We start from the raw sequence: 23,836 nt of genomic DNA on the forward strand, positions 1-23,836 counted from the left end.
ATATTTACCTTAAAATCTATTGAATATCCAATTAATGTAATATAATATATAATTTGTTATTCAATTGAATTTCTAATAAACTATAAGGAGTATTGGACTTGATCAAAAAAATAATACCCACACTACTAGCACTATCTGTATTTACTTTTGTTTTACAAGCACCAGCAAAGGCAACAGAAAACGAAAAAATTGTGATTAACCCAAATGATTTAGTATCCTCTGAAGGAGAAATAAATCATGATCAACTTGCAGAAACAAAATTTGCAATTCCGATTCCTTTCTTCTTTATTCCAGGATTAGGACAAGTCGCAGTATTAGCAACTGGGGCTGTCATTGTAGGTGGTATGATATTTTCTTCAAACTCTTGGGAAGCTCAAGTTGTTAAACATCACAAAATGACAGCAAATGAATTCATCTCAAAAAACAGAAAAGGAAAAATAAGAGGTGAATTTCCAACAGAATATCTAAATAAAACCATTGATCAAATTAATAAAGATGCAAAAAAGGGTATCAAAAAAGCAAGAACAGCTAAAAAACTTTTAACTGATAACAGATTTAAAAAGAAAAAATAATTAAAAGGTGATAAATCTATGTATGATCTCTTTTCAGCAAAATTATTGTTTGAATCCATACCGTCTCCCAAAGTTAGACCTGATAAGATATTTGAAGAAAGAATCGTATTAATCAAAGCAAAAGATCAAGATGAAGTTAAAAAAATTATAGAAAAAAGTTTTCCAGAAGAAACATTTGGAAATGGGGATTACGGACAAACAACAAAAAAATTAGTAGCAATCCTAGATATATTTGAACTTGTAGACAATTTAGAAGAAGAACCACTTCACTTAAGTGAAGTGTATTGTCGTTATCTTTCATTTGATGAAGAAATATCTCCAAAAGAAGCAATAGAAAAATATTCTCTAGATAAATAAAAATCGTAAAAAAAGCAGACTGATTAGAGTCTGCTTTTTTAGTTATTTAGTCATTTAGCACAAATACATATCTTCTCTGTTTCTTTCGCAATAAGGCACCAATTCGCTGTTCAAGGATCCTTGGTCAAAATTCTAAGACCTTCACTATTGTGAAGGTTTTTTTGGGAGTGTTTTTATTTTCTGAAAAATGGAAAATATGCTATGTTGGAAGAATAAAAGAACAAGGAGAAGGGTGGCAAAGGGATGGAGCAAATTGAATTTCAATCGATCCAAACAAATGGTGTAACACTTCACACAGCAATGGCTGGACCTGAGGATGGCCCGCTGCTTGTACTGCTGCACGGGTTTCCTGAGTTCTGGTACGGCTGGAAGAACCAAATCATGCCCCTCGCTGAGGCAGGCTATCGTGTCGTCGTTCCTGATCAAAGGGGCTACCATCTAAGTGATAAGCCAGAAGGAATCGAATCCTACGTATTAGATCAACTGAGAGATGATATCGTAGGGCTGATTAAGACGCTTAGTCCGAATCAAAAGGCGATTGTGGGTGGTCATGATTGGGGCGGAGCAGTTGCTTGGCATTTGGCATCCACACGTTCTCAATATGTAGAGAAATTAATCATTGTCAACATGCCGCATCCGCGGGTCATGATGAAGGTTCTTCCGTTTTATCCGCCACAGTGGAAGAAAAGCTCCTATATCGCTTTCTTTCAGCTTCCGAATGTGCCAGAGGCAGCACTTCAGGAAAATCACTTTCAAAAGCTGGATGAAGCCATTGGATTGACTGCAAGACCACATTTGTTCACGAAGGAAGATGTATTAAGCTACAAGCTGGCTTGGACGCAGCCAGGTGCCATGACCTCAATGCTGAATTGGTACCGCGCCATCAAAAAGGGCGGCTTTGAAAAGCCGATATCAAAACGCATTTTAGTACCTGTTCGCATGATCTGGGGGATGGAGGACAAGTTTTTAAGCAGAAAGCTGGCGAAGGAAACGATGAAGATTTGCCCAAATGGTCAGCTGATTTTTGTCGATGATGCTTCTCATTGGATCAATCATGAAAAGCCAGAAGTGGTGAACAAACTCATACTCGAATTTTTGAACTAAAGAAAAAAGCTCTGATCAGAGGACCAGAGCTTTTTTTATTTATCCGATTTGATTCTTTTTCAACGAAGCAGGTTCGTCGTCCCAGCATTCAATTTTCTCATTGTTTGGAACGGCATTTTTATAGAAGACAGGGTCCTTGCCTTCTTTTTTCTGTCTCGTATAATCCTTCAATGCTGCAAAGGCGACCTTAGACAGCATGGTAATGGCGATGAGGTTGACGATGACCATGAGTCCCATGAAGAGATCGGCTAGACCCCAAACGAGAGGAACAGTTGCAACTGCACCGAAAAGAACCATTCCAATAACGGCAATTCGATAGATGTTAAGCCAAATTTTGTTGGCACCAAGGAATTCAATGTTCGTTTCACCATAGTAATAGTTACCGATCAATGTACTAAAGGCGAATAGGAAAATCATGATAGCAAGGAATCCAGAGGCCCATGGCCCAATGTGCTGACTGAGTGAAGCCTGTGTTAATTCAATTCCTTGCAGGTTCGTTGTTTTGTACGCATCAGAGAATAGGACAAGGAAGGCTGTGCTCGTACAAATAATTAACGTATCTGTTAATACGCCAAATGCCTGGATTAACCCTTGTTTTACAGGGTGACTTGTCACGGCTGTTGCTGCTGCGTTAGGTGCACTACCCATACCAGCCTCATTTGAGAAGAGACCGCGTTTAATCCCTTGTAATAATGCCCTGCCTAGTGTTCCGCCAGCGAACTGTTCAAACCCGAAGGCATGTTTCACAATCGTACTGATGACACCAGGAAGTTCAGTGATATTTGTCACAATAACAAAGAATGCAATTCCGATATAAGCTAGAGCCAGTACAACGACAATGTATTCAGAAGCTTTTGCAATGGCTTGGATTCCCTTGAAAATGATTGCTGCAAAAATAACAGCCATTACAATACCGACTGTTAAACGGTCTAATCCAAAGGAGTTTTCAAAAGCGACGGTGATCGTATTTGATTGAACCGCATTAAAGACGATTCCAAAAGAAATTGTAATTAGGATCGCAAATAAAATTCCCATCCAGCGCTTGTTTAACCCTTTTTCCATGTAATAAGCAGGTCCACCGCGGAATCCTGTTTTATCTTTCACTTTATACACTTGGGCTAATGTACTTTCAACAAAGCTTGAGGCAGAACCGATAATGGCTACGATCCACATCCAAAAAATTGCCCCAGGTCCACCAATTGCAATGGCGATAGCAATCCCTGTGATATTCCCTGTTCCTACACGTGCCGCCATACTGATGGCAAATGCTTGGAACGGTGATATCCCCTCTTTTTCTTTTCTTCCTTCTTTCAGGACACGCACCATTTCTTTAATCATTCTCACTTGCAGGAAGCGTGTTCTATATGTGAAGTAGACCCCTACTCCAAGTAACAGAGCAATCACAATATAAGTCCAAATAAAATCATTTGTATTTGTTAAATAAGATAGCAAAGCTTTTTCGTTCATAACATCACCTCTTCGAATTCATGACTGTTCATTTTAAAAAATACTGAGATCCCACTCTTTGGCGAGCTTTTTCAGCATCATGACACCGGTAATACTATTTCCGCAATCGTCAATGGCGGGACCATAAATACCGATTCCGCAGCCTGTCTGAAATGGGAATTCTCTTCTTGCGCTTGGTGGAACGCAAGCCATAATTCCTCCAGACACACCACTTTTGGCTGGAACGCCTACGAAAGCAGCAAAATTACCAGATGCATTATACATGCCGCATGTCAGCATCAATGCCTTTGTTAGTCTTGCGATATCCTTTGGTATGACTTGGACCTGTTTAAAGGGATGGTAGCCATCACTTGAAATAATCAGTCCAATCAAGGCGATGTCCTCTGTTGTGACCTCGATGGAACATTGCTTTAAATACACTTCTAATGTCTCTTCGACATCTGATTCTAAGTAATTGGTTTCTTTTAAGTAATAAGCAAGAGCACGGTTGCGGTGCGCAGTTGCCCATTCTGATTGATAAACCTCTTCATTAACAGATGGACGCTTTCCTATTAAGTTTTCGATTAAATCGAAAATATATGCTAGCTTTTCTGTAGAAGTCTTTCCGGGAAGGATGGAGGATACGGTAATAGCTCCAGCATTAATCATTGGATTAAAGGGCTTCCCCGGTTTATGCATCTCAAGGCGGTAGATGGAATTAAATGCATCACCAGTTGGCTCTACATCTACCCGGTCCAAGACGTAAGGAACGCCTCTTCCTAAACAGGCAGCTATAAAGCTGATGACTTTTGAGATACTTTGCAGGGTAAAGGGAACGTCCCAATCACCATATCGTACAGATGATCCATCTGGGCCTATCACGCTGATACCAAGTTGAGAGGAATTCACTTTTCCGAGTGCTGGAATGTAGCCAGCATTCTGCCCGTTTTTGTAATACGGACGTATTTCTTCTGCCCATTGATCAACAGAAGACTGGCATGCGTGTTGTGTATTATTAGAAATTGCTGTTTTCATACGATTCCTCCAATCAAAAATCAAAAAGTACCCTATTGAATTGGCGGATGACAAAAAATGCGATCAAATAGGCACGAAAACATGTTACACATCTTCAAAGAACTTGTCATGCGCTGCTTGTACCACTCCTTTACACCTAAATATATGTTCAATTGAAGGCTTTGGCGGCGAAAAAACAAAAAGGGTTTTTAGTGAAAATTCAGAAAACGCTTACATATAGTTTCACTAAAATTGTTCATTTAATTTATCTTGGAAACTACACAATCTGACGAAAATCTACAGAAAAACTTACAAATAAAAATCGGTTTGTCGATGATTGTCTAAACAATTCCCATTATTGTAGACAATCACCAAAACGCTGAATAGCTGAAAGGTCACCATGCCGTCTCGGAGAATAGTCATAAAAAAGGATTTTGGGGAAAGAAGGAGCCGTGAAAATTATTTTTTTGCACATTGTGAAGAAAAGAGTCTCCTTGTATACTGTGGCTATGCAAAAAGGGGAAGGGATGTCAGTCATTTGAGTTTAAACCAGCTTGTCAAAAAAGACGCATTCATTTTAATTTTTATGGTGGTTATTGTGCCGCTTGCAGGAGAACTGAAGTTTTATCCTGTGAATGAGACGTTCCGGATCAGCTTTGGCGCACCTGCGTTTTTCTTTTGTTTATTACTCTTAAGGAAATCTAGACCGTTTTTGCCTGGGTTTTTAACAGGCGCAGCCATTGTGCTTTTTCGAGTAGGCTTAGATCTGATTCAGCATAATGCTGGACTGGCTGCATCATTTTATCAGCAATTCCCAAGTTTCTTCTTCTATTTTACATATGCTTTCCTGTTTTTTGCCGTCCGTACGGGACGTTTTAAACAGCGCTCTATTTTTATTGGGATCATTGGTCTCATGATCGAATTAGTAGCTGATTTTGTTGAGCTGTTTGTACAATTTTTAGTGTTTGATACGACGATGACATTATCAAAGCTGAGTGATATGTTTCTCATTGCGTTTGCTCACAGCTTTGTGGTGATCAGCTTTTTTAATATGATGAAGCTGTACGAGGCACAATCAAGAGAGAAGCAGATCATGAAACAAAATGAGCATATGATGATGGTCATTTCAAATTTATATGAAGAAACGGTTCATTTAAAGAAAACGTTAAAACATACAGAGCATATTACGCAAGAATCATACAGACTTTATCGTCTGCTGCATGAACACGAAGCAGGCAAGAAAGTGAGTCAGGAGCTGTTGAAGCTCGCAGGAGAAATCCATGAAGTGAAAAAGGACAATCAGCGTATTTATGCTGGTCTTTCGAAGCTGATTTCTAAGGAAAATATGCAAGACTATATGAAGGCTGAAGAGCTGGTTCAGATTGTCATCCGCATTCAAGAGAAATATGCGTTATCTCTAGGGAAAAACATCTCTTTTACATCTGATATAAGGGGCATTCATTTGCATGATTACCATGTGTTCATTTTCTTATCGCTCATTAATAATTTAATGGCAAATGCGGTTGAAGCCATAAAGGATACTGGAATGATCTCACTCGTATTAAAAGGAAGTCATGATAAAATAGAGATTCGGATTGAAGATGATGGCCCGGGGATTCCTGAAAAAATGAGAGAAATTGTATTTGATCCAGGCTATACTTCTAAATTTGATGCATATGGAACACCATCAACTGGGATTGGATTATCCTATGTGAAAGAGTTGGTTAAAGAGCTTGGCGGTCAAATTAAAATCGAACAAAGAGAAACAAAGGGAACAGCTTTTCAGCTAATCCTTCCTATACAAAATTTAATACAGAGAGGGTGAGTGTATGCGGTTTTTCATTGCAGATGATGATCGTGCAATACGCTCGATTTTAGGACAAATCATTGAGGATGAAGATTTGGGAGAGGTCGTGGATGAAGCCGATGACGGAGTTGGATTAGAAGCACATTCATTGAACCTAAAAAAAATAGACATCCTTCTGATTGACCTTTTAATGCCTGCTAGAGACGGCATTCAAACGATTCGTCATATTCACCCTGAATTCAAAGGTAAAATCATGATGATTTCCCAAGTAGAGGCGAAAGAGATGATGGCAGAAGCCTATGAATTAGGGATCGAATATTATATTCATAAACCTGTCAATCGAATTGAGATCGTCAGTGTGATTCGAAAAGTCATGGAGCGTATTAAGCTGGAGAAATCGATATATGATATTCAAGCTTCCCTTCGCCATGTGCTGCCGTTAGAGCCTGTAATTTCTCATGATACGACGGGTGCTGGGGCGAAAAAAAGGACGATGAAAGAGGCAGGGGAATTTCTCTTATCCGAACTGGGAATTGTCGGAGAGAGCGGATCTAAGGATTTACTAGAGATCCTGATCTACTTACATGAAACACAGTCAGCCAATTCTCATGAGGTCAATTTCCCGCCGCTAAAGCAACTCTTTATCAAAACAGCGGAGAGGAAGCTGGATGATGGGGCAACCGATGTCGAAGTGATGAGAGAAGTGAAAGCAGCAGAGCAGCGGATTAGACGCGCTATTCATCATTCCTTGAATCATTTTGCTTCACTAGGATTAACAGATTTCTCGAATCCTAAGTTTGAGCACTATGCGTCGAAGTTTTTTGACTTTACCGATGTCAGCCAAAGAATGAAAGAAATGCAGAAGACCTCTTCATCCGCAGGATCGACAGGCAGAGTCAATACGAAGAAGTTTGTTCAAATCTTTTATTTTGAAGCAAAGCAGTTATTTGAAGGAATGAGCTGAAGAAAAACTGTTGGAATGATTGGAGAAAATAAACAGAAAAAGACTGCTATTCCTATGATCTGTCGTGATCTTCATGTACCTTTGTTATTTAACTGATCATTCTGATTTTTCTTTTTTCTTGAAAATAAAACTCTCCTGTGCAATCGTTTGTTAAAATAGTGAGGTTAGACTAGAATGTCGGAGGTTTTATTTTGGGAAAAATTAAACGAAATGCGCTCTGCCCATGCGGAAGCGGAAAAAAATATAAACATTGCTGTGGTCAAAAGTCAGGCGGAGAACAAACGTCTGAGCTTGTGTTTAAGGAAGCTGTACAAGTTCAAAAGGATTTAATGAATTATGCTTTCTCTAAGCATCAGAGAGCCATTAATCAATTCATTAATGAGTTTTCTTTCCTTGCAGATATGGATAAAGAAACGCAACAAATTTCAGTTTTCCATTTAAGTGTATGGGGCATTTTCTTCCGTCCATTAACGGATCAGAAAGAAACCATCTTCCAAGAATTCCTGACAAAGAAAGCAGAGGATATTACCCGTCCGAAAACAAAACAAGTGGTTCAATCATGGACAGACATGGAACCATCTTTGCTTTTATTAAATGAAAAAACGGACGAGTCTCTTTACTTTGAGAATATGGTGACAGCTGAGAAGGTTGAAGTAGATGTAAAACCTGATCAAACAGTGCTTCCTGAAAAAGGAAGTCTCGTGCTTGGATTCCCTGTTCAATTTGAAGAAAAAGCAGAGTTTTTCATTCAATATACGATGTTTGCAAAAGAGTTTACAGATACGCTTCTTCTTCAAGTTCGTCAGCTTGTTGAAGCATATGAGGCAAATGGAGGAACGCGCAGCACATTTATGAGAGAATCATTCCCTGACGTGCTGAAGTGCATGTTTGCGAAGCAAGAAGTAGAAGAATCAGAAACATCTGCTCAAACAGAAGGCGATACAGGTCTATCAGCAGATCGTATGGACTGGGCAAGTGACGTTCAGCTGGAAACAGCTAAGCTGATTGAAGACGGAATGAAGGAACACGGTGATCAAAGCCTGACAGATGGCGCTTTAACTGTGTGGAAAGCCTATTGTGATCAGAAATCACCTGTGATCCGTAAAGCGGCATCATTTGCTGCGGGAATCGAATATTACATTCATTCACTTGCAAGCGATGCCCCGCTTTCTCAAGCGCAAATAGCGAAAAAGTATGGCATTAGTGCGTCTACTGTATCGAGCCGTTTTAAAGATATTGAAAAAGCGGTGAAAGAAGAGCAGGAGGCGACTGTATAGCATAAGAAAAGACGCGGCACCTTCATGGGCCAGCGTCTTTTTTTAGTTCATGATTATCTTGTTTTAATAAAACCGCTCATGTACTGCGATGTATTATAATCGTTGAGGTCAATTTTCCACTGACCATCCCCGTTACGTTTCATTTTCACTTCGTATTCAGCTGGGCTGGAGACTGGAGGAAGCTTTTCGAATTCAGATGCGTACATGTTTAAGCTTTTCTTATACAATTCTTCTTTAGAGCGGATCTTGCCGTTGTAAAACTCGTCTCTTTGCTTGTCTAGCTTGTCTTTTAAGTTAGAAGCATCAAGGCCTGTTACTTGAGCGACAACCTTCGCCTCGTCATCAGAGATGGTTTTTACACTTGTTTCTACTTTGGCTTTATCCTTCATGGTGTTTTGAATACGTTTGTACATAGACAGAATATCACGGTCACTTACTTCATTTCCGTAAATGCCGGCACTTCTTTTGAAGTCTTTCACAAACATGTCGTGGTATTTATTGACGACATCTGACTGGTTGTCACCCGTTAAATCTGCAAACTGATCGTTCTTTTTGTCAAAGACAATCATATCGGTATAAGCGGATAGCGCCTTTGCAGGGTTATCCAGCTTTTTCGCTGTATCCAGTATTTTGTTTCCATCTAGGTTGATTTCAATCGAATCACTGTTTTTCTTGATGCTGTCTTGGTACACGAACTGATATTTTTTCCCTTTGTCTACTAGGAAATAAAGAGCACCTGATTGTGATTTGCCTTTGTTCAATGAACCGAGGTCAAGACGGTCTTTACTGCCGTAAAATTTTAAATCAGTTACTTTGGCATCGTCCTGATAAAGGGAGAAGTCAGAGCTATATAATGAAAGAGCCTTGTCACCTTTGTTTGTAATCGTCAGGTTGACTTTTAGTACCAATTCATTGTCTCTTAGCGTAGTTGTTGAGTCTTCTGGTAACGTATATTCGTAGCTGTTGACTTTTACCTCTGCTGTTTTTGTTGATTTTTGATCAGTGTTGCTTGATTTTGCTGAGCTCTGGCAGGCTGCAGAGATGATCATCACGAATGAAATCATGAGGAGTGCACTTATTTTTTTTAGATTCACAGTTGATGCTCCTTTGCTTTTCTTTCGTCATTTCATTCCCGCTATCTGACTATGAAAAAAGAAACAGATAGGATGGTATATTCGGGTGTTACAGGGGAAAATCTCCTTATGACGATTTGCACTTTTCATTCTATCGGAATTCAATCATGATGAGGAATAGGTTTTAGTCCCTATCTTTGAAAGAAATTTACACAAACATCTTTAATAAAAGGAATTTTTTAAGCCTAATATACTAGTTAATAAGAATTAATTTATAGATTTATCATGGGTTTTAAATGTTTTTTAGGTAAAAATTTTGAAGTGGAGGTGTTAATGCTTTCAGAGAGATGACTATATGTCCATTTATTTTCTCACCGTCCACCTCCCAGTTAATTTTCAGAGAGCAGGATACTTGAATGTTGAAAAGGATTCATGGGAAAATAAGGATGATTAAGCGGATAAGGGAGATGAGCTTTTGAAAAAGGTAACGCTTGGACGAACTGATTTACAGGTGAATCCGATAGGGCTTGGTACGAATGCGGTAGGTGGACATAATTTGTTCCCGAACCTGAGTGAAGATGCCGGACGAGAGCTTGTGGAGACGGCTCTTGATCAAGGTGTCAATTTCTTAGATTCTGCTTTTATTTATGGGCTGGGCCGTTCAGAGGAATTGATCGGTGAGATCATTGCCAAAAGAGGCGGCAGAGAAAACCTTGTCCTTGCGACAAAGGGGGCTCATAAAGAAGTAAACGGACAAATTGAACTGGATAACAGCCGGGACTTTTTAAGAGAGCAGGTCGAAAATAGCCTGAAACGACTGCAAACAGATTATATTGATTTATACTATATGCATTTCCCGGACGGCCGGACGCCGCTGGAAGAAGTAGCAGGCACATTAAAGGAATTGAAGGATGAAGGAAAAATCAGGGCAATTGGTGCATCAAACCTTGATTTCGAACAGCTTCAAGCCTTTAATCGAGATGGCTACTTAGACGTGCTTCAGTCGGAGTATTCTCTGCTGAAACGTGAGGCAGAGCAGGATCTTCTCCCATACTGTGTCGAGCATCGTATTTCCTTTATTCCGTATTTCCCGTTGGCGTCAGGCCTGTTGACTGGGAAATTTACGAAGGATGCGACATTTGATGATATTCGAGCAAAAGACCCGCTTTTCCAAGGCGAGGCGTTCCTTCAAAACCTCGAAAAAGTAGACAAGCTGAAGGCAATTGCACAATCAAAGAACGCTGAAACGGCACACGTCGCACTGGCTTGGCTTTTAGCGCAGGACGGCATCGACGCCATCATTCCAGGTGCAAAACGAGCTGAGCAAGTTCTGCAAAACTTAAAAACAAACGATGTTCAATTAACAAAAGAGGAAATCAATCAAATTGATCACATTTTCTCTTAACATAAAAAAGGTGCCTAGCTGCACCTTTTTTTATGACATCGTGAGGGGGATTTTGATGACGAGCCGCAAATTTGGAGAACGGTAAGTGAAATCAAGTGTACCGTCTGCCTTTTCAACAAGCTGATGAATGATATACGTCCCCATTCCTTGATGATCGCCGCCTTTTGTCGAGCGGCCATAGGTTTTGAACAAATGGTCTAACACGTGTTTTTCCATTCCTTTTGTGCTGTTCTCACAATGGATTAAAAAGAGCCCGCTCCGAATAGAGGTCGTGATTGAGATGCTTCCCTCGTTCCCGGCTTGCTTCGCTTCAATCGCCGCATCTAGGGCATTATCAAGCAGGTTGCCAGTAAAACTAACCTGATCCGCCTTAGAAAAGGGAAGCGATGAAAATGGTGCTTGAAGGTCTAGTGAAAGGGCAATGTCCTCTTTTTCAGCCCGCTCAAAAAAGGGGTGCAAGGTTGAGGCCAAATAAGCATTTTCTCCTTTAATCCATGGGAAATGTTTCACGTATTGCTGAATCAAATCCTTGATCTCATGTTCGTCGTTCGACGTGGAAAAGGCATTTAAATGTCTAGCTGTTTCATGATGTTTACTGCGCAGCTCAAGCAGCAATTCATTGGTTCTTGATTCTGCGTTGATCAGCTCTTGAAGCCGTCCATTTAACCGTCTCTCCGTCTGCATCATCTTCAATGAAAGGATATCTGCTGTCATGATGATCATCAAAGCCAAAAGAGAGCTCAGCCCATTTCCTTGCGTCAGAAAAAGGGAAAGACCTGCACAGGTGAAGAGCACAAAAGCGCCCAGCATCACATAATCACTCACATGAGGCAAAAACCTTTTGTATATGAAGAATGTATAAAGACAAATCACACAAAAGGTGAGGAGCCACAGCACTCCTGATGATAGCGGCAGAAAAGCTTCAGCAGCTGCAAGAAACGCAAGACCTAGCCATATGAGAATATAAATGCGGAATCCAAGATAGAAAGCGTTCACGTTCGTTCTCCTTAAAAATAGTATTTCTTAAAGTATTCTAATTGCTGCTTGGTCATCATGGCTTTTTTATCCGTACCTTCAAAAGACACGATAAACGAATTTTTGGCATACGCCGAGAAGTTCTTAATGTAATGAATATTGATGATAAACGATCGGTGGGAGCGGATAAAATCTTTTTCAGCCAGATCGCCCTTTAACTCGTTTAATGTCTGATATGTCTGGATATCTCCTGTTGTTGTGACAATGGTGGTTGACCGGCCTGTTCGCTCAACAAAAATGACATCCTTCTTTTGCAGCACATGAATATCTGACTGCTGCTTAATGAGAAGCCGTCCATGAATGCTTTTCTCCTGCTTGGTGAACAGATAGCGATCTAAGGATTTGGCAATTCGATCGGCTTGGTAGGGCTTCATAATATAATCATGAACATTTAAATCAAACGCATGGACCGCATATCCACTGTTTCCTGTCACAAATACAACATCGACATTCAGTGCGTGAGAGTGAATGAGATCCGCTAATTCATAACCGGACATTCCGGGCATTTCAATGTCTGCGAACAACAGATCAATGTCTCCCTGTTTGACCTTCTTATATGCATCCTCTGCTGACTGCGTGACAAAGACAATGTCTACAGCCTCCATTCTGCCCACAATGGCATGCAGCTTTTCTAAATCTACTCGGTAATCATCAACGAGACCTACTTTTATCATAAAAATCACCTGTGACTCTTCTTATTATTTGTCTATTTTACCATTTGTTTTTTTAAAATAGATCATTTCAAGACAGAAAAAGGACGTTTCGCGACATTTTTATGTCAGAGAAGCGTTATTTTTTCTATCATAGACTTAGAAAGTTGAAAGGGGCGAACCAAATGATTACTCTCAGCGATTGCAGCTGCTGGTTTAAAGATAAGAAAAAAGTCGTGAAAGCAATGAAACACATGACGTTCTCCGTGAAGGAAGGGGAAGTCGTTGGTATCTTAGGAGAAAATGGTGCAGGAAAAACCACATTATTGCGCGCCGTAGCCACATTATTAGAGCCTACGCACGGAATAGTCACTGTCGCAGGCTTTGATACGGTGAAAGAAGCAACTGAAGTGAAAAAGCGAATTGGTGTTTTGTTTGGCGGTGAGACAGGGCTTTACGATCGTTTGACGGCACGAGAAAACCTTGAATACTTTGGCAAATTATATGGCTTAGATCAGCATGAAATCAAAGCAAGAATAGAGGATCTGGCAAAGCGTTTTGGGATGAGACAATATATGGATCGCAAGGTGAAAGGATTCTCAAGAGGAATGAAACAAAAGGTGGCGATTGCTAGAACCTTGATTCATGATCCTGACATTATTTTATTTGATGAGCCGACAACAGGCTTAGATATCACATCAAGTAATATTTTCAGAGATTTTATTCATCAGCTCAAGCAGCAAAATAAAACCATCCTTTTTTCAAGCCACATCATGGAAGAAGTCAGCCAGCTTTGTGACAGTGTCATGATGATTCATCAAGGAGAGCTTGTGTACAAAGGGACACTTCCAGAATTATATACACAGGAACAAAGTGATGACTTGAACTATATCTTTATGTCGAAGCTCGCTAGGGGGATTTCATAATGTGGAAAACCGTATTTTTAAAAGAAATGACAGATGCACTCAGGGACCGAAAAACCTTACTCTTAACAGTGCTGATTCCTCTTTTGACGATGCTTGGACTGGTGTTCTTTTATGAAAGCATGATTGCAGATCCAGGGGATGAAACCTATACGGTCGCAGTGAATGAAAAGCTTCCAACCGAAATGAATCAAATGATCAAAGAGGTCAAAAACCTCACGCTTGAAACATTTGATGACCCGCAGCAAGCTGTCAAAGAAGGGAAGGCGAATGCTTACCTGGAAATGCCGAAAGAGGCTGACGACATGCTTCAGCATCAAAAATCATTTGCGATTAAAATTCATGGGTACACAACAGATGATGATTCTGTCATAACGGTTCAAATGCTGCAATCCTTACTGGAGCAGTATCAAAACCAAGTCGTAGAAAAGCGTTTAGCAGCTGATCAAATTAATACGTCTGTTATTCATCCATTTCAGGTGCAGGCCGTTGATGTAGAAGAAGGCGATGAAGGGGAAAATGGAATGACCGCTATGCTTTTGTCGATTCTCCTTCCGATGATTTTGGTGACCTCCGTTATCTCAGGAGCTTTGCCAGCTGCGCTTGATATTGTTGCGGGTGAAAAAGACCGGAAATCCATTGAAGCGTTGTTCCTGACACCTGCCAGCAGACTTCATATTCTCATAGGAAAATGGCTTGCTGTCTCCATGTTCGGGATTTTAAGTGGAATTGTGGCGATCGGCATGCTGCTTTTATCCACGCTGCTCTTTACAGAAAAGCTAAAACAAGCACTGAACTTTGGTGATCAAATGTGGAGCATTATCGCTGTCATGTTTGCGGCGCTTATCATCTTCTCATTCATGGTATCGATGATTGAACTGCTACTCAGTGTCGTTTCAAGCTCAGTCAAAGAAGCGCAATCGTACATGTCCATGATCATTACATTAGGTGTGATCCCAATGTTCTTTACCATGAGAGCAGGTGCTACGCAGCTAGATACGTACTACTTTGCTGTCCCATTCCTTAATATTCACGCACTATGCAAGCAATTGATGTTTGGCATCATCGATCCGATGTCCATCACTCTGACACTCGGCTCCTCGGCCCTCGCAGTCGTCATCTTGTTTGTCATCGTGAGAAGCTTGTTTATGAAAGAAAAGTGGATGCTTGCGAAATAAAGAAAGTAAAACTTGTAGATTATTCTACAAGTTTTTTTATATCCAGAGATTCATATAAAAGAGGTTCACGATCGGGTTAAAGAAATGGCATAATAGAAGAGAACTTACATTATTATCCTAATTTGATTAAAGAGGTGATTGGTGTATGTCTTATCAAACAGATGACGATGATGTGCTAGAGTTATGTAATATATATGCTCAACAAACACACCATTTTGAAGCGTTTATTTTGGGGAACAGGAAAGGGTTATTGGAATTAAGAAAAGCAATAGATGAAGCGTTAGAAACGGGCAGTTCCGTTGCACATTTATATCCATCCGATTATGAAGGATATGAAACGTATATTGCTTTAGTAGACGACGAACAAAAGTTTGAGAAATTAATGGATCCTTATGTAGAGGAATACGCACAAGAGGAGGATGCTGTTGATCCGGTTGAGGTGATAAAAGAGTATGAAGCGGCAAAAGAAAATCCTTCGTAATAGACCGTATCTTACTTTCTTGGCTGTAATTAGGAATTAAATATAGGGATCAAACGAAAAACGATAAGAAAAACCCCCGAATCGGGGGTTTTTCATTAGTTCTTGATGAATTTTTCAACTAATGAGCTTGTTTTGTAATCGTTCAAATCAAGTTTCCATTGGTCGATGTCATTTTTCTTCATGTTGACTTCTACTGTTTCTTCAGAAGATGAAGGTCCTAATTTTTTGAACTCTTCTGGGTAGATCGAGAGTAAATATTTTTGTGCTTCATCATAAGACGCTGTACGGTTTTTGCTGTAGAACTCAGTCGCCTTTTCTTTTAAACGATCGACAAGCGGGCTTGCATCAATTGGTGTAAGGGTCACAGTCACAACGGCTTTATCACCACTGATGGCTTTTGTTTTTGTTGATACTTTTGATTTTTCAGCTAATGTTTCTTTCACAGCTTTTAGAAGCTTATCAAGGTTTTCGTCCTTCGCTGAGCTAGAAGAAATACCTGATGACGTAATGTAGCCTTGTTTGAATGATTTATCAAATTCGTTGATAACGGTTGATTTGTTATCACCTGTTAGTTTTTCGAACTCGTCGTTATTCTTACCAAAAATCATCACATCAATATAAGAAGAAAGGGCTTTTGCAGATGCTTGAAGTGTATCTGCTTTTTTCATTAAGTCTTTCCCTTTAATATCGAACTCTAGTGTTTTGTCATCTTTTTTAGAACCACTGCCTGGCTCTGTGTACACAAGCTGATAGTCTTTGTCTTTGTCAACAACATAGAAAAGACCGCCTTTTAATACTTTGTCTGCATTTAGAGAGCTTGAAGATAATACTTCGTTGTAGTCATCTGGAGAGATCGTAGACACCTGTGCATCATCTTGGTAAAGCGTGAAGTTGCTTTTATCAACATTGAGAGGCTCTTTGCTGATATTTTTTACAGATACGTTCACTTTTAGTACATACTGATCATCCTGTACAGATGTATCGTATTGAGGTGGTAATGTGTACTCAGCGCTTTCTACCTTTACCTCTGCTGCATCAAGGGATTTTGTATCTTTTTCCTTTGCAGCTGACTTTTCTTTTCCACCACTACAAGCAGCAGCGACAACAGTGACACACAAGATCAGAAGAAACAGGGATAATTTCTTTTTAAACATGACGTGTTTTCCTCCTCGGGTTTATGATGAATTTCATTGGAAAGCTTTAGTTCATATCGTTCTTTTTGCACAAAAAGAAAAATACTGTATGTTTTTTACTGTAGAATGAAGCGAAAGTACTGTCAATACTTCAGTGCGTTTCAAAGGTCGCACAGCTTCAAGTAGTAAAAATGACACTAAGTTGAGAGGAGAAACTTGTAATTTATGATGTGATATCTCCTGTAAAAACTCAACATTTTATATTTTAAGGTTTTGAGTCGGATTATTGAATAGGTTCAAATGACTGTTTTTGACGAAGGTGTAGCAATTAGAAGGATTTTTATGACTTGTAAATGAGTCTATAGTAATGAATATTTTTTCCTGTTATGTGTATGATCACTTGGTTTGTGTGTTGTTGGCAGAGAGACACATGTCCAGCAAAATGTTGAGGTGTTTAGACAGGCTCTCGACACTGAATGTGTCTTTTCCCGTCAAAATGGCAGTCATCTACACAGAAAGACCACATAAAATAAAAGAGAAACGAAATGGAGGTGGATGTATGGCAGTGGTAAGAGCGACAAGCTCTGATATTGATCTAATGGCCAGACTGCTGAGAGCGGAGGCAGAAGGTGAAGGGAAGCAAGGGATGCTGCTCGTAGGAAATGTAGGCATCAACCGGTTGCGTGCCAACTGCTCTGACTTTAAAGGGCTGCGTACGATTCCACAAATGATTTATCAGGAGCATGCATTTGAAGCGGTCACGCATGGTTATTTTTATCAGCGAGCACGAGAAACGGAAAAAGCACTAGCGCGGAGGAATATTAACGGAGAACGATTTTGGCCGGCAAAATTCAGCCTTTGGTATTTTAAACCGCCTGGAAATTGTCCACCGACTTGGTACAATCAGCCGTTTGTGGCAAGGTATAAGTCGCATTGCTTTTATCAGCCAACCGGTGAAACATGTGAAAATGTCTATAACACCTTTTAGCTTGATGAACAGCACAATCCTCTTAGTCAACGATTGCAGAGGGTTGTGTTTTTCTTTTTTTCAAAATGGGTAACCATTGTGTATCAACAAGATGAAGCACGTGATTGGGGGAAATGAAGATGTATCAAGATTTAAAAGGAAAAACAGCCATTGTCACAGGTTCTTCAAAAGGAATCGGACAAGCCATCGCATTACGATTTGGACAAGAGCAAATGAATGTGGTTGTAAACTATAAAGGCGATGAAGATGGTGCTGAAGAAACGGTACAAGCCATTCAGCAGCGCGGAGGTCAAGCGGTGAAAGTACACGCAGATGTCTCCAAAGAGGAAGGAATTCAAGCCATCATGGATACAGCACTGGAGCATTTCGGTACAGTAGATGTGTTCGTTAATAATTCAGGCTTTAATGGCGAAGAAGCGATGCCGCATGAGATGACGCTTGAACAATGGCAAAAAGTCATTGATGTCAATATCACAGGCGCCTTTTTAGGAGCAAAGGCTGCGATCGCCTATATGATGGAGCATGACATCAAAGGGTCCATTTTAAATATATCCAGTGTCCATCAGGAAATACCGCGCCCGTTCAATGTTCACTATTCCACTTCCAAAGGTGGAATGAATATGATGACGAAGACGCTGGCTCTTGATTATGCGGAAGCAGGTATTCGGATCAATGCGATTGCACCAGGTACAATGGCGACCGAATCGAATGATGATTTGCAGGATGAACAGAAAAAACAAAAGCAGCTTGAAAAGATTCCGATGAGAGCCTTTGGCGAACCGAAGGAGATTGGGTCCGCCGCTGCATTCCTCGTATCTAAGGAAGCTTCGTATATCACAGGCACCACCTTATTTGTGGATGGAGGAATGACGCTTTATCCTTCTCAAATCAATGATTAATACAAAAAGCATCCGCCCGATCAGCCGGTGGATGTTTTTTGTTCGTAGCGGTGTGCTGCTTTGGCTGGTTTGCCGAGCAGCATCGGATACTTGCTCAGGAAGGAGATACACGGCACCATAAGCAGCAAAGTCCCGATCGTATAAAAGAGTGTCCAAGAGAGCTGCGCTGTATCCGCAATATTGATGCCAAGTCCATAATAAACAAATGCTTTCATAATATCGATGCCGGCAAACTGCAAGACAAGAATAACAATAGAATTTCGTCCGAGATACGTCAAAATAGGGGACGTTTTGAATTTAAAGCTTAAATAAATCACGGCAGCTGAACCGAGCAGTGCACATGCATAGAAAAGAAAGAGATCGCCATAGTCGTTAACGCGCATATCGACCCGTGAATTCAAGCTTTGCATGTAAGCCGTCAGTACAAGCAGACCTGTACATAGAAGAAGGGTTGGATCTGTTTTTAATTCCACAAACCATTGCTTTGCCAAAAATCCAATTGAATAAAACACAACAGCCGTCAAGGCGACATTGGCATTCCAAGGCAGACTTTGGTCTAAAAGCAATGTAGAGGCATATCCAGCACCTCCGCAAAGAACGGTCAGTAAGATCAAGACAGCAGGTTTCCCTTTTGTCAGACGGTGCATAAAGAAAAATATAATTTCCACTAAAAAGAGCGTCGTTAAAAACCAGATGGCTGGGTTATGCGTGAGTCTAGCTTCATCTGCATTGGATATAAAAATACCTGTAAACGGAACGAAAGGATCAATATCCGTTTGTCCCTTAAAGGCAAAAAACCGAGTAACGGAGAACCAGAAAACATACGTAATGATGGAGAAATAGAGATAGGGCAAGAGTAAGCTCTTGGCTTTCTTCTGAATAAATGACAGAGCAGGGTGTGAGGATGATCGAAACATCATGCCTGATAGTAAAAAGAAAAGCGGCATATGAAAAGAGTAAATGAATTGCTTTAACGAATCTGGAATGGGCACATGCGCCATGACCACGAGCAGAATGCCGATTCCTTTAGCCGCATCGACCCAATCGAGTCTCTTTTTCATGGCCTGTCATCTCCTTCCTTCTAGCGTCGTAAACGATTCTTTAATATGTACCTCTACTATATAAAAGGTACACCCCTTATGCGTTTACAGTTCGCTAACGATTAGAAGACACATTTGCGATCAGATGACAGACGGAAGGATTTTGACATCTTGATGTTACATTTCCCATTTTTTATGACAATGTAAAAAAAGAAGCCAAAGGGATTGGCTTCAAAATAATTCTGCGATTCGTTTGAAGGAGCGCTGTTTTTCTATCGGATCAAAAGAATTGTTTAGAATCATGATGTCATCCGTTTGATAGCGATCCATCAAGCTAAGTAATTGCTCTTTCACCGTTGCTTTTGAGCCGACAATCATCCGCTGGCGGTTTTGTAACACTTTTTTCTTTTCCTGCGTGGTGTAGTGATAGGCACTGGCTTCTTCTATAGAAGGTACGCGGCTGTCCAGTCCTTTTTCAACACGCAGCAGCCATAAATCTGTACTGCTGGCGATCCGGTCAGCCTCTTCATCTGTTTCACCACAGATGACAAAAACGGCAAACATAGCGTGCGGCTGCGTAGAAAAGACAGATGGAGAAAAGTGAGACCGGTACGTCTCAAATGCTTGTTTGCCGCGTGCAGGGTGGATAAAGTGACCAAAAATATAGTTGATCCCAAGCTCCGCCGCCTGCATGGCACTATTTTCTCCTAGACCAAGCAGCCAAACCGGCGGATGAGCATCGACAAGCGGAGAAGCTTTGACTCCTGCATGCGGGTGCCCAGAAGGCAGGCTGTCTGATAAGTAATATAGAAGATCCTTCAGCTGGCGGTCAAACTGAGACAGGTCTTTATGCACGCCGTCCGTCAAAGCCAGTCTCGTCCTTTCAATTCCGCCCGGAGATTTGCCGACACCGATTTCAATTCGTCCAGGATAAAGAGCCTCAAGCTGCCGCGTGACCTCTGCTACTTTAAAGGGGCTGTACTGCGGAAGTAAAATGCCGCCAGACCCGGTACGTAAGGTTGATGTATGAGCAGCAATATGTGCCATTAATATTTCAGGTGCTGTACTAGCGAGCCCTCTTGTGCTGTGGTGTTCAGCAAACCAATAACGCTCATATCCAAGAGTTTCCGCAAGCTGAGCCAGCTGCGTTGTGTGAATCAATGTCTCTTGGGCTGTCTGACCTTTAGGAATAGCGACTTGATCTAATATGTGAAGTGATGGCATCATCAACATCCTTTCATCGACACGGTCAATGTTCTTCATCTCAAGTATAAAGAAATCCATGAATAGAAGGAAACGAAAGGGTTTATCTCTCGATCGCAAGCTTTTATATTTTCTATATCAACATATAAAACCAAGTGAAATGATGCCTACACTTCGTTCATTCAGCTAGAGCTGCTTACCGGGAACATTCGACAATGTTTCACATGAAACACTTCATTTACGACATGAACCATTTTCAACATGGATCTTTCGTTAAAAAAATATCATCTGTTTGAAACCTATCTTGAACATAGATCGTATATACTAGTAAATAGAAAAAAGAGTAAGAGGCTCCAATGTCATATCATGAATTTTGTCGAATTTTCATGTATGATAATTTTAATAGGGTCCATCGCTTAATAAATAGATTTTTATTATGCTGGAGGAGTGATTGATTTGGCGATTACATTAGAAAAAGGTCAACGTATTGATTTAACAAAAGGCAAAGCAGGGCTAACGAATATTCTTGTTGGACTTGGCTGGGACCCTGTATCACAAGGCGGCGGATTTTTAGGAAAGCTGTTTGGCGGCGGAGGCGGCGCTGATGTTGATTGTGATGCTTCAGTGCTCATGCTGAAAAATGATAAGTTTACGGAAAATAAAGATTTGATTTATTTTGGCAACTTGAAAAGCAAATGCGGCAGCGTCGAGCATACAGGTGACAACCTGACTGGTGAAGGAGACGGAGATGATGAACAAGTCCTCGTCAACTTGAGCAAGGTGCCAGGCAATGTGAATAAATTGGTGTTTGTTGTGAACATCTATGATGCACTAAGAAGAAATCAACATTTTGGTATGATTCAAAATGCGTACATTCGCATCGTGGATCGTTCAAACAATCAAGAATTAGTGAAATATAATTTAAAAGATGAGTATGCAGGGAAAACATCGTTAATCGTTGGAGAGCTTTATCGTCATGAGAATGATTGGAAGTTTGCGGCTGTTGGAAACGGTACAAATGATGCGAAGCTTGCCGATATTACGAGAAACTATATTTAATCAGAAGGGAGAGATTCCTAGTGGGAATTTCTTTAGCGAAAGGTCAAAAAATTGATTTAACAAAAACGAATCCAGGTTTAACAAAAGTGGTCGTCGGTCTTGGCTGGGACGTCAATAAGTATGACGGCGGACATGACTTTGATCTAGACGCAAGTGTATTTCTTTTAGATGCAGCAGGTAAGGCAAGCTCTCCATCGGATTTTGTCTTTTACAATCAAACAACTGGCGGTGGCGGCAGTGTCGTACATACAGGCGATAACCGCACTGGTGAAGGAGACGGAGATGACGAGCAAGTCAATATCGACTTATCAGCTGTACCAGCGAGTATTGAGAAGATTTCATTTGTCATTACGATTCATGATGCGGAAGCGCGCAGTCAAAATTTCGGACAAGTAACGAACGCATATGTGCGTATTTTAAATGCGGCATCAAATGAAGAACTCATTCGCTACGATTTGGCAGAGGACTTCTCCATCGAGACAGCGATTATTGTAGGTGAATTATACCGTCATGGCGGGGAATGGAAATTCTCAGCTGTCGGATCGGGCTATCAAGGCGGACTTGCCCGCATTGCAACGGACTTCGGTTTAGATATCGGGTAACGGCTAGTTTCATATTTTCAAAGACAGGAGAGGTACGAATATGGCGATTCAGCTTTCAAAAGGACAACGTGTCGATTTAACAAAAACCAACCCAGGGCTGACGAAAGTGATGATCGGTCTTGGCTGGGATACGAATAAATATTCTGGTGGAGCCGAATTTGATTTGGACGCTTCGGCTTTCTTAGTCGATGCAAACAATCGTTGTCAGCAAGACACAGATTTTGTCTTCTATAATAACCTTCAGCACCCAAGCGGCAGTGTCACTCATACAGGTGATAACCGGACGGGCGAAGGAGATGGAGATGATGAGCAAATTCTCGTTGATTTCTCAAAAATTCCTGCTAACATTGATCGTATCGGAATTACAGTTACGATTCATGATGCAGAGACACGCAGCCAGAATTTTGGACAAGTCTCTAATGCGTTTGTTCGTGTTGTAAATGAAGAGGGCGGGGAAGAATTGATTCGCTTTGATTTAGGGGAAGACTTCTCAATTGAAACAGCTGTTGTGGTATGTGAGTTGTACCGCCACGGAAGCGATTGGAAGTTTAACGCCATCGGAAGCGGATTCTCTGGCGGACTTGCAGCTCTTTGTCAAAATTATGGGTTAGAAGTGTAAACGATAGAAACAAATCGATTCAAGTGGCGCTGCCAATGACTCATATGAGGGCCTTTTCCAAAGTGAGAAAGAAACAGCGGTCAAGAATAACAGCAGGCGAAAGCCTGCTGATGCTCTACACTTATAGGAGGAAAACCAGTTGGATATTTTGAAACATATGTTGGACACGTATGCCTCGTTTTTTGATTGGCATATGTGGGCAGAGGTATTAACAAACCCTGTCTCTTGGGGGCTCATTGGGACCCTTGTTGTGCTTGAAGGATTGTTATCAGCAGATAACGCGCTTGTATTAGCTGTCATGGTGAAACATTTACCAGAAAAGCAGCGTAAAAAGGCATTAACCTACGGATTAATTGGCGCTTATTTCTTCCGTTTTCTATTCATTGGCGTAGGGATGCTGCTTATTAAGTTCTGGTGGATTAAGGTCCTCGGAGCTGCATATTTAGCATGGCTTGTCATTAAGCACTTCTGGTTAGGTGACGGCGATGACGAAGCGAAGGAATTGAAAAAAGAAGGCTGGATGGTTCGTGTATTTGGCGTGTTTTGGGCAACTGTTATTTCTGTGGAAATTATGGACCTTGCCTTCTCGGTGGACAGTATTCTTGCGGCATTCGCTGTATCTGAGGAAGTATGGATTCTGCTATTAGGCGGAATGCTTGGAATTCTCATGATGCGTACAGTGGCACAGTTATTCCTTGTCCTCATTGACCGTATTCCAGAGCTTGAGAATACAGCGTTTATTCTCATTGGAATTATTGCTATCAAAATGGGCTTAAGTGCTGCTCATATTGAAATTCCGCATGTCGCATTCTTTGCAATTATTATCCTAGCATTTATCGGAACGTTTATTGTTCATAAAATCAATAAGAAGAAACATCAAGATGTGACAAACGAAGCTGCGGCTTCAAAAGAAGAATAGGACGATCAAAAAGGAATGGAGTTGACTAGCGGCTCCATCCTTTTTTGAATCATCAGGTCATTTATTTTCTCTAAACAACAGGAGGTGG

General features: G+C 40.8%; 24 protein-coding genes. 16 read left to right on the plus strand and 8 right to left on the minus strand.

The genetic code is table 11. The features are described 5' to 3' along the window. Window positions 1-98 precede the first annotated feature (98 nt). The 3 genes from C6Y01_RS15990 (at window position 99) to C6Y01_RS16000 (ending at window position 2,033) form a co-directional block, all read left to right on the plus strand. The gene (locus tag C6Y01_RS15990; RefSeq protein WP_106038491.1) at window positions 99-572 is read left to right on the plus strand and encodes a hypothetical protein; all 474 of its coding nucleotides are present in this window, start codon (window positions 99-101) and stop codon (window positions 570-572) included. 18 nt (window positions 573-590) lie between these two features. Then, entirely contained in the window at window positions 591-929 is a 339-nt protein-coding gene (locus C6Y01_RS15995; RefSeq protein ID WP_034664284.1) for a DUF4288 domain-containing protein, read from the plus strand. Between the two features lie 243 nt (window positions 930-1,172). Further along, window positions 1,173-2,033, plus strand: coding sequence for an alpha/beta fold hydrolase (locus tag C6Y01_RS16000; protein WP_034664282.1), 861 nt, complete (start codon window positions 1,173-1,175; stop codon window positions 2,031-2,033). 39 nt (window positions 2,034-2,072) lie between these two features. Here C6Y01_RS16000 and C6Y01_RS16005 read toward each other — a convergent pair whose 3' ends face one another. Together C6Y01_RS16005 and C6Y01_RS16010 are read right to left on the minus strand one after the other, a co-directional pair. Further along, window positions 2,073-3,500, minus strand: coding sequence for an alanine/glycine:cation symporter family protein (locus tag C6Y01_RS16005; protein WP_106038492.1), 1,428 nt, complete (start codon window positions 3,498-3,500; stop codon window positions 2,073-2,075). 33 nt (window positions 3,501-3,533) lie between these two features. Further along, window positions 3,534-4,514, minus strand: coding sequence for a glutaminase (locus tag C6Y01_RS16010; RefSeq protein WP_012008818.1), 981 nt, complete (start codon window positions 4,512-4,514; stop codon window positions 3,534-3,536). 517 nt (window positions 4,515-5,031) lie between these two features. Between C6Y01_RS16010 and C6Y01_RS16015 the strand changes: the two genes are divergently transcribed. The 3 genes from C6Y01_RS16015 (at window position 5,032) to C6Y01_RS16025 (ending at window position 8,541) form a co-directional block, all read left to right on the plus strand. Further along, window positions 5,032-6,318, plus strand: a complete 1,287-nt coding sequence (locus tag C6Y01_RS16015; RefSeq protein ID WP_095285924.1) for an ATP-binding protein — start codon at window positions 5,032-5,034, stop codon at window positions 6,316-6,318. Window positions 6,319-6,322: 4 nt separating this feature from the next. Continuing rightward, a complete protein-coding gene (locus C6Y01_RS16020; RefSeq protein WP_095285925.1) occupies window positions 6,323-7,264 on the plus strand; it encodes a response regulator in 942 nt (313 codons plus the stop codon). A 191-nt stretch (window positions 7,265-7,455) separates the two neighbouring features. Further along, window positions 7,456-8,541, plus strand: a complete 1,086-nt coding sequence (locus tag C6Y01_RS16025) for an SEC-C metal-binding domain-containing protein (RefSeq protein ID WP_095285926.1) — start codon at window positions 7,456-7,458, stop codon at window positions 8,539-8,541. Between the two features lie 53 nt (window positions 8,542-8,594). On the opposite strand, the gene C6Y01_RS16030 is transcribed toward C6Y01_RS16025, so the two are convergent. Then, window positions 8,595-9,635 carry a DUF4352 domain-containing protein gene (locus C6Y01_RS16030; protein ID WP_106038493.1) on the minus strand — a complete coding sequence of 347 codons (1,041 nt, stop codon included), beginning with the start codon at window positions 9,633-9,635 and terminating at the stop codon, window positions 8,595-8,597. A 454-nt stretch (window positions 9,636-10,089) separates the two neighbouring features. Here C6Y01_RS16030 and C6Y01_RS16035 point away from each other — a divergent pair, with 454 nt between their 5' ends. After that, window positions 10,090-11,019 (plus strand): aldo/keto reductase, encoded by a 930-nt coding sequence (locus C6Y01_RS16035; RefSeq protein ID WP_060595468.1) that lies wholly within the window; start codon window positions 10,090-10,092, stop codon window positions 11,017-11,019. A 30-nt stretch (window positions 11,020-11,049) separates the two neighbouring features. Here the strand turns inward: C6Y01_RS16035 and C6Y01_RS16040 are convergent, their stop codons facing one another. Together C6Y01_RS16040 and C6Y01_RS16045 are read right to left on the minus strand one after the other, a co-directional pair. Beyond that, window positions 11,050-12,015, minus strand: coding sequence for a sensor histidine kinase (locus tag C6Y01_RS16040; protein WP_095285929.1), 966 nt, complete (start codon window positions 12,013-12,015; stop codon window positions 11,050-11,052). Window positions 12,016-12,026: 11 nt separating this feature from the next. Then, on the minus strand, window positions 12,027-12,728 hold the full coding sequence (locus C6Y01_RS16045; protein WP_095285930.1) for a LytR/AlgR family response regulator transcription factor: 702 nt from the start codon (window positions 12,726-12,728) through the stop codon (window positions 12,027-12,029). Window positions 12,729-12,889: 161 nt separating this feature from the next. Between C6Y01_RS16045 and C6Y01_RS16050 the strand changes: the two genes are divergently transcribed. The 3 genes from C6Y01_RS16050 (at window position 12,890) to C6Y01_RS16060 (ending at window position 15,286) form a co-directional block, all read left to right on the plus strand. After that, on the plus strand, window positions 12,890-13,630 hold the full coding sequence (locus C6Y01_RS16050; protein ID WP_106038494.1) for an ATP-binding cassette domain-containing protein: 741 nt from the start codon (window positions 12,890-12,892) through the stop codon (window positions 13,628-13,630). Continuing rightward, on the plus strand, window positions 13,630-14,805 hold the full coding sequence (locus tag C6Y01_RS16055; protein WP_034664263.1) for an ABC transporter permease: 1,176 nt from the start codon (window positions 13,630-13,632) through the stop codon (window positions 14,803-14,805). Before C6Y01_RS16050 ends, C6Y01_RS16055 begins: the two co-directional genes overlap by 1 nt. Window positions 14,806-14,950: 145 nt before the next feature. Continuing rightward, window positions 14,951-15,286: a hypothetical protein gene (locus C6Y01_RS16060; protein WP_106038495.1), complete on the plus strand. Its 336-nt coding sequence runs from the start codon at window positions 14,951-14,953 to the stop codon at window positions 15,284-15,286. A gap of 95 nt (window positions 15,287-15,381) precedes the next feature. Here the strand turns inward: C6Y01_RS16060 and C6Y01_RS16065 are convergent, their stop codons facing one another. Next, entirely contained in the window at window positions 15,382-16,440 is a 1,059-nt protein-coding gene (locus C6Y01_RS16065) for a DUF4352 domain-containing protein (protein ID WP_034664259.1), read from the minus strand. Between the two features lie 538 nt (window positions 16,441-16,978). Here C6Y01_RS16065 and C6Y01_RS16070 point away from each other — a divergent pair. Both C6Y01_RS16070 and C6Y01_RS16075 read left to right on the plus strand, forming a co-directional pair. Beyond that, the gene (locus C6Y01_RS16070) at window positions 16,979-17,407 is read left to right on the plus strand and encodes a cell wall hydrolase (RefSeq protein WP_034664257.1); all 429 of its coding nucleotides are present in this window, start codon (window positions 16,979-16,981) and stop codon (window positions 17,405-17,407) included. Between the two features lie 119 nt (window positions 17,408-17,526). Next, window positions 17,527-18,306: a glucose 1-dehydrogenase gene (locus tag C6Y01_RS16075; protein ID WP_034664255.1), complete on the plus strand. Its 780-nt coding sequence runs from the start codon at window positions 17,527-17,529 to the stop codon at window positions 18,304-18,306. Between the two features lie 20 nt (window positions 18,307-18,326). Here C6Y01_RS16075 and C6Y01_RS16080 read toward each other — a convergent pair whose 3' ends face one another. Together C6Y01_RS16080 and C6Y01_RS16085 are read right to left on the minus strand one after the other, a co-directional pair. Next, the gene (locus tag C6Y01_RS16080; RefSeq protein WP_106038496.1) at window positions 18,327-19,367 is read right to left on the minus strand and encodes an acyltransferase family protein; all 1,041 of its coding nucleotides are present in this window, start codon (window positions 19,365-19,367) and stop codon (window positions 18,327-18,329) included. Window positions 19,368-19,577: 210 nt separating this feature from the next. Continuing rightward, the gene (locus C6Y01_RS16085; protein WP_034664251.1) at window positions 19,578-20,570 is read right to left on the minus strand and encodes an LLM class flavin-dependent oxidoreductase; all 993 of its coding nucleotides are present in this window, start codon (window positions 20,568-20,570) and stop codon (window positions 19,578-19,580) included. A gap of 435 nt (window positions 20,571-21,005) precedes the next feature. On the opposite strand from C6Y01_RS16085, the gene C6Y01_RS16090 reads away from it, so the two are divergent. The 4 genes from C6Y01_RS16090 (at window position 21,006) to C6Y01_RS16110 (ending at window position 23,748) form a co-directional block, all read left to right on the plus strand. Beyond that, entirely contained in the window at window positions 21,006-21,608 is a 603-nt protein-coding gene (locus tag C6Y01_RS16090; protein WP_034664249.1) for a TerD family protein, read from the plus strand. Between the two features lie 20 nt (window positions 21,609-21,628). Next, the gene (locus C6Y01_RS16095) at window positions 21,629-22,210 is read left to right on the plus strand and encodes a TerD family protein (protein WP_034664247.1); all 582 of its coding nucleotides are present in this window, start codon (window positions 21,629-21,631) and stop codon (window positions 22,208-22,210) included. A gap of 40 nt (window positions 22,211-22,250) precedes the next feature. After that, window positions 22,251-22,829 (plus strand): TerD family protein, encoded by a 579-nt coding sequence (locus tag C6Y01_RS16100; RefSeq protein ID WP_034664245.1) that lies wholly within the window; start codon window positions 22,251-22,253, stop codon window positions 22,827-22,829. 139 nt (window positions 22,830-22,968) lie between these two features. Then, a complete protein-coding gene (locus C6Y01_RS16110) occupies window positions 22,969-23,748 on the plus strand; it encodes a TerC family protein (protein WP_034664243.1) in 780 nt (259 codons plus the stop codon). Window positions 23,749-23,836 lie beyond the last annotated feature (88 nt).

This window comes from Bacillus sp. NMCC46 (assembly GCF_002998465.1).
In the GTDB taxonomy this organism is placed as follows: Bacteria; Bacillota; Bacilli; order Bacillales; family Bacillaceae; genus Bacillus.

What these genes read in the sequence shown, in the direction of transcription:
- C6Y01_RS16045 (WP_095285930.1), bottom strand. Translation starts at nt 12,728, where the DNA reads ATGATAAAAGTAGGTCTCGTTGATGATTACCGAGTAGATTTAGAAAAG.
- C6Y01_RS16060 (WP_106038495.1), top strand. Translation starts at nt 14,951, where the DNA reads ATGTCTTATCAAACAGATGACGATGATGTGCTAGAGTTATGTAATATA.
- C6Y01_RS16050 (WP_106038494.1), top strand. Translation starts at nt 12,890, where the DNA reads ATGATTACTCTCAGCGATTGCAGCTGCTGGTTTAAAGATAAGAAAAAA.
- C6Y01_RS16055 (WP_034664263.1), top strand. Translation starts at nt 13,630, where the DNA reads ATGTGGAAAACCGTATTTTTAAAAGAAATGACAGATGCACTCAGGGAC.
- C6Y01_RS16075 (WP_034664255.1), top strand. Translation starts at nt 17,527, where the DNA reads ATGTATCAAGATTTAAAAGGAAAAACAGCCATTGTCACAGGTTCTTCA.
- C6Y01_RS16100 (WP_034664245.1), top strand. Translation starts at nt 22,251, where the DNA reads ATGGCGATTCAGCTTTCAAAAGGACAACGTGTCGATTTAACAAAAACC.
- C6Y01_RS16005 (WP_106038492.1), bottom strand. Translation starts at nt 3,500, where the DNA reads ATGAACGAAAAAGCTTTGCTATCTTATTTAACAAATACAAATGATTTT.
- C6Y01_RS16065 (WP_034664259.1), bottom strand. Translation starts at nt 16,440, where the DNA reads ATGTTTAAAAAGAAATTATCCCTGTTTCTTCTGATCTTGTGTGTCACT.
- C6Y01_RS15995 (WP_034664284.1), top strand. Translation starts at nt 591, where the DNA reads ATGTATGATCTCTTTTCAGCAAAATTATTGTTTGAATCCATACCGTCT.
- C6Y01_RS16020 (WP_095285925.1), top strand. Translation starts at nt 6,323, where the DNA reads ATGCGGTTTTTCATTGCAGATGATGATCGTGCAATACGCTCGATTTTA.
- C6Y01_RS16010 (WP_012008818.1), bottom strand. Translation starts at nt 4,514, where the DNA reads ATGAAAACAGCAATTTCTAATAATACACAACACGCATGCCAGTCTTCT.
- C6Y01_RS16085 (WP_034664251.1), bottom strand. Translation starts at nt 20,570, where the DNA reads ATGCCATCACTTCACATATTAGATCAAGTCGCTATTCCTAAAGGTCAG.
- C6Y01_RS16080 (WP_106038496.1), bottom strand. Translation starts at nt 19,367, where the DNA reads ATGAAAAAGAGACTCGATTGGGTCGATGCGGCTAAAGGAATCGGCATT.
- C6Y01_RS16070 (WP_034664257.1), top strand. Translation starts at nt 16,979, where the DNA reads ATGGCAGTGGTAAGAGCGACAAGCTCTGATATTGATCTAATGGCCAGA.
- C6Y01_RS16000 (WP_034664282.1), top strand. Translation starts at nt 1,173, where the DNA reads ATGGAGCAAATTGAATTTCAATCGATCCAAACAAATGGTGTAACACTT.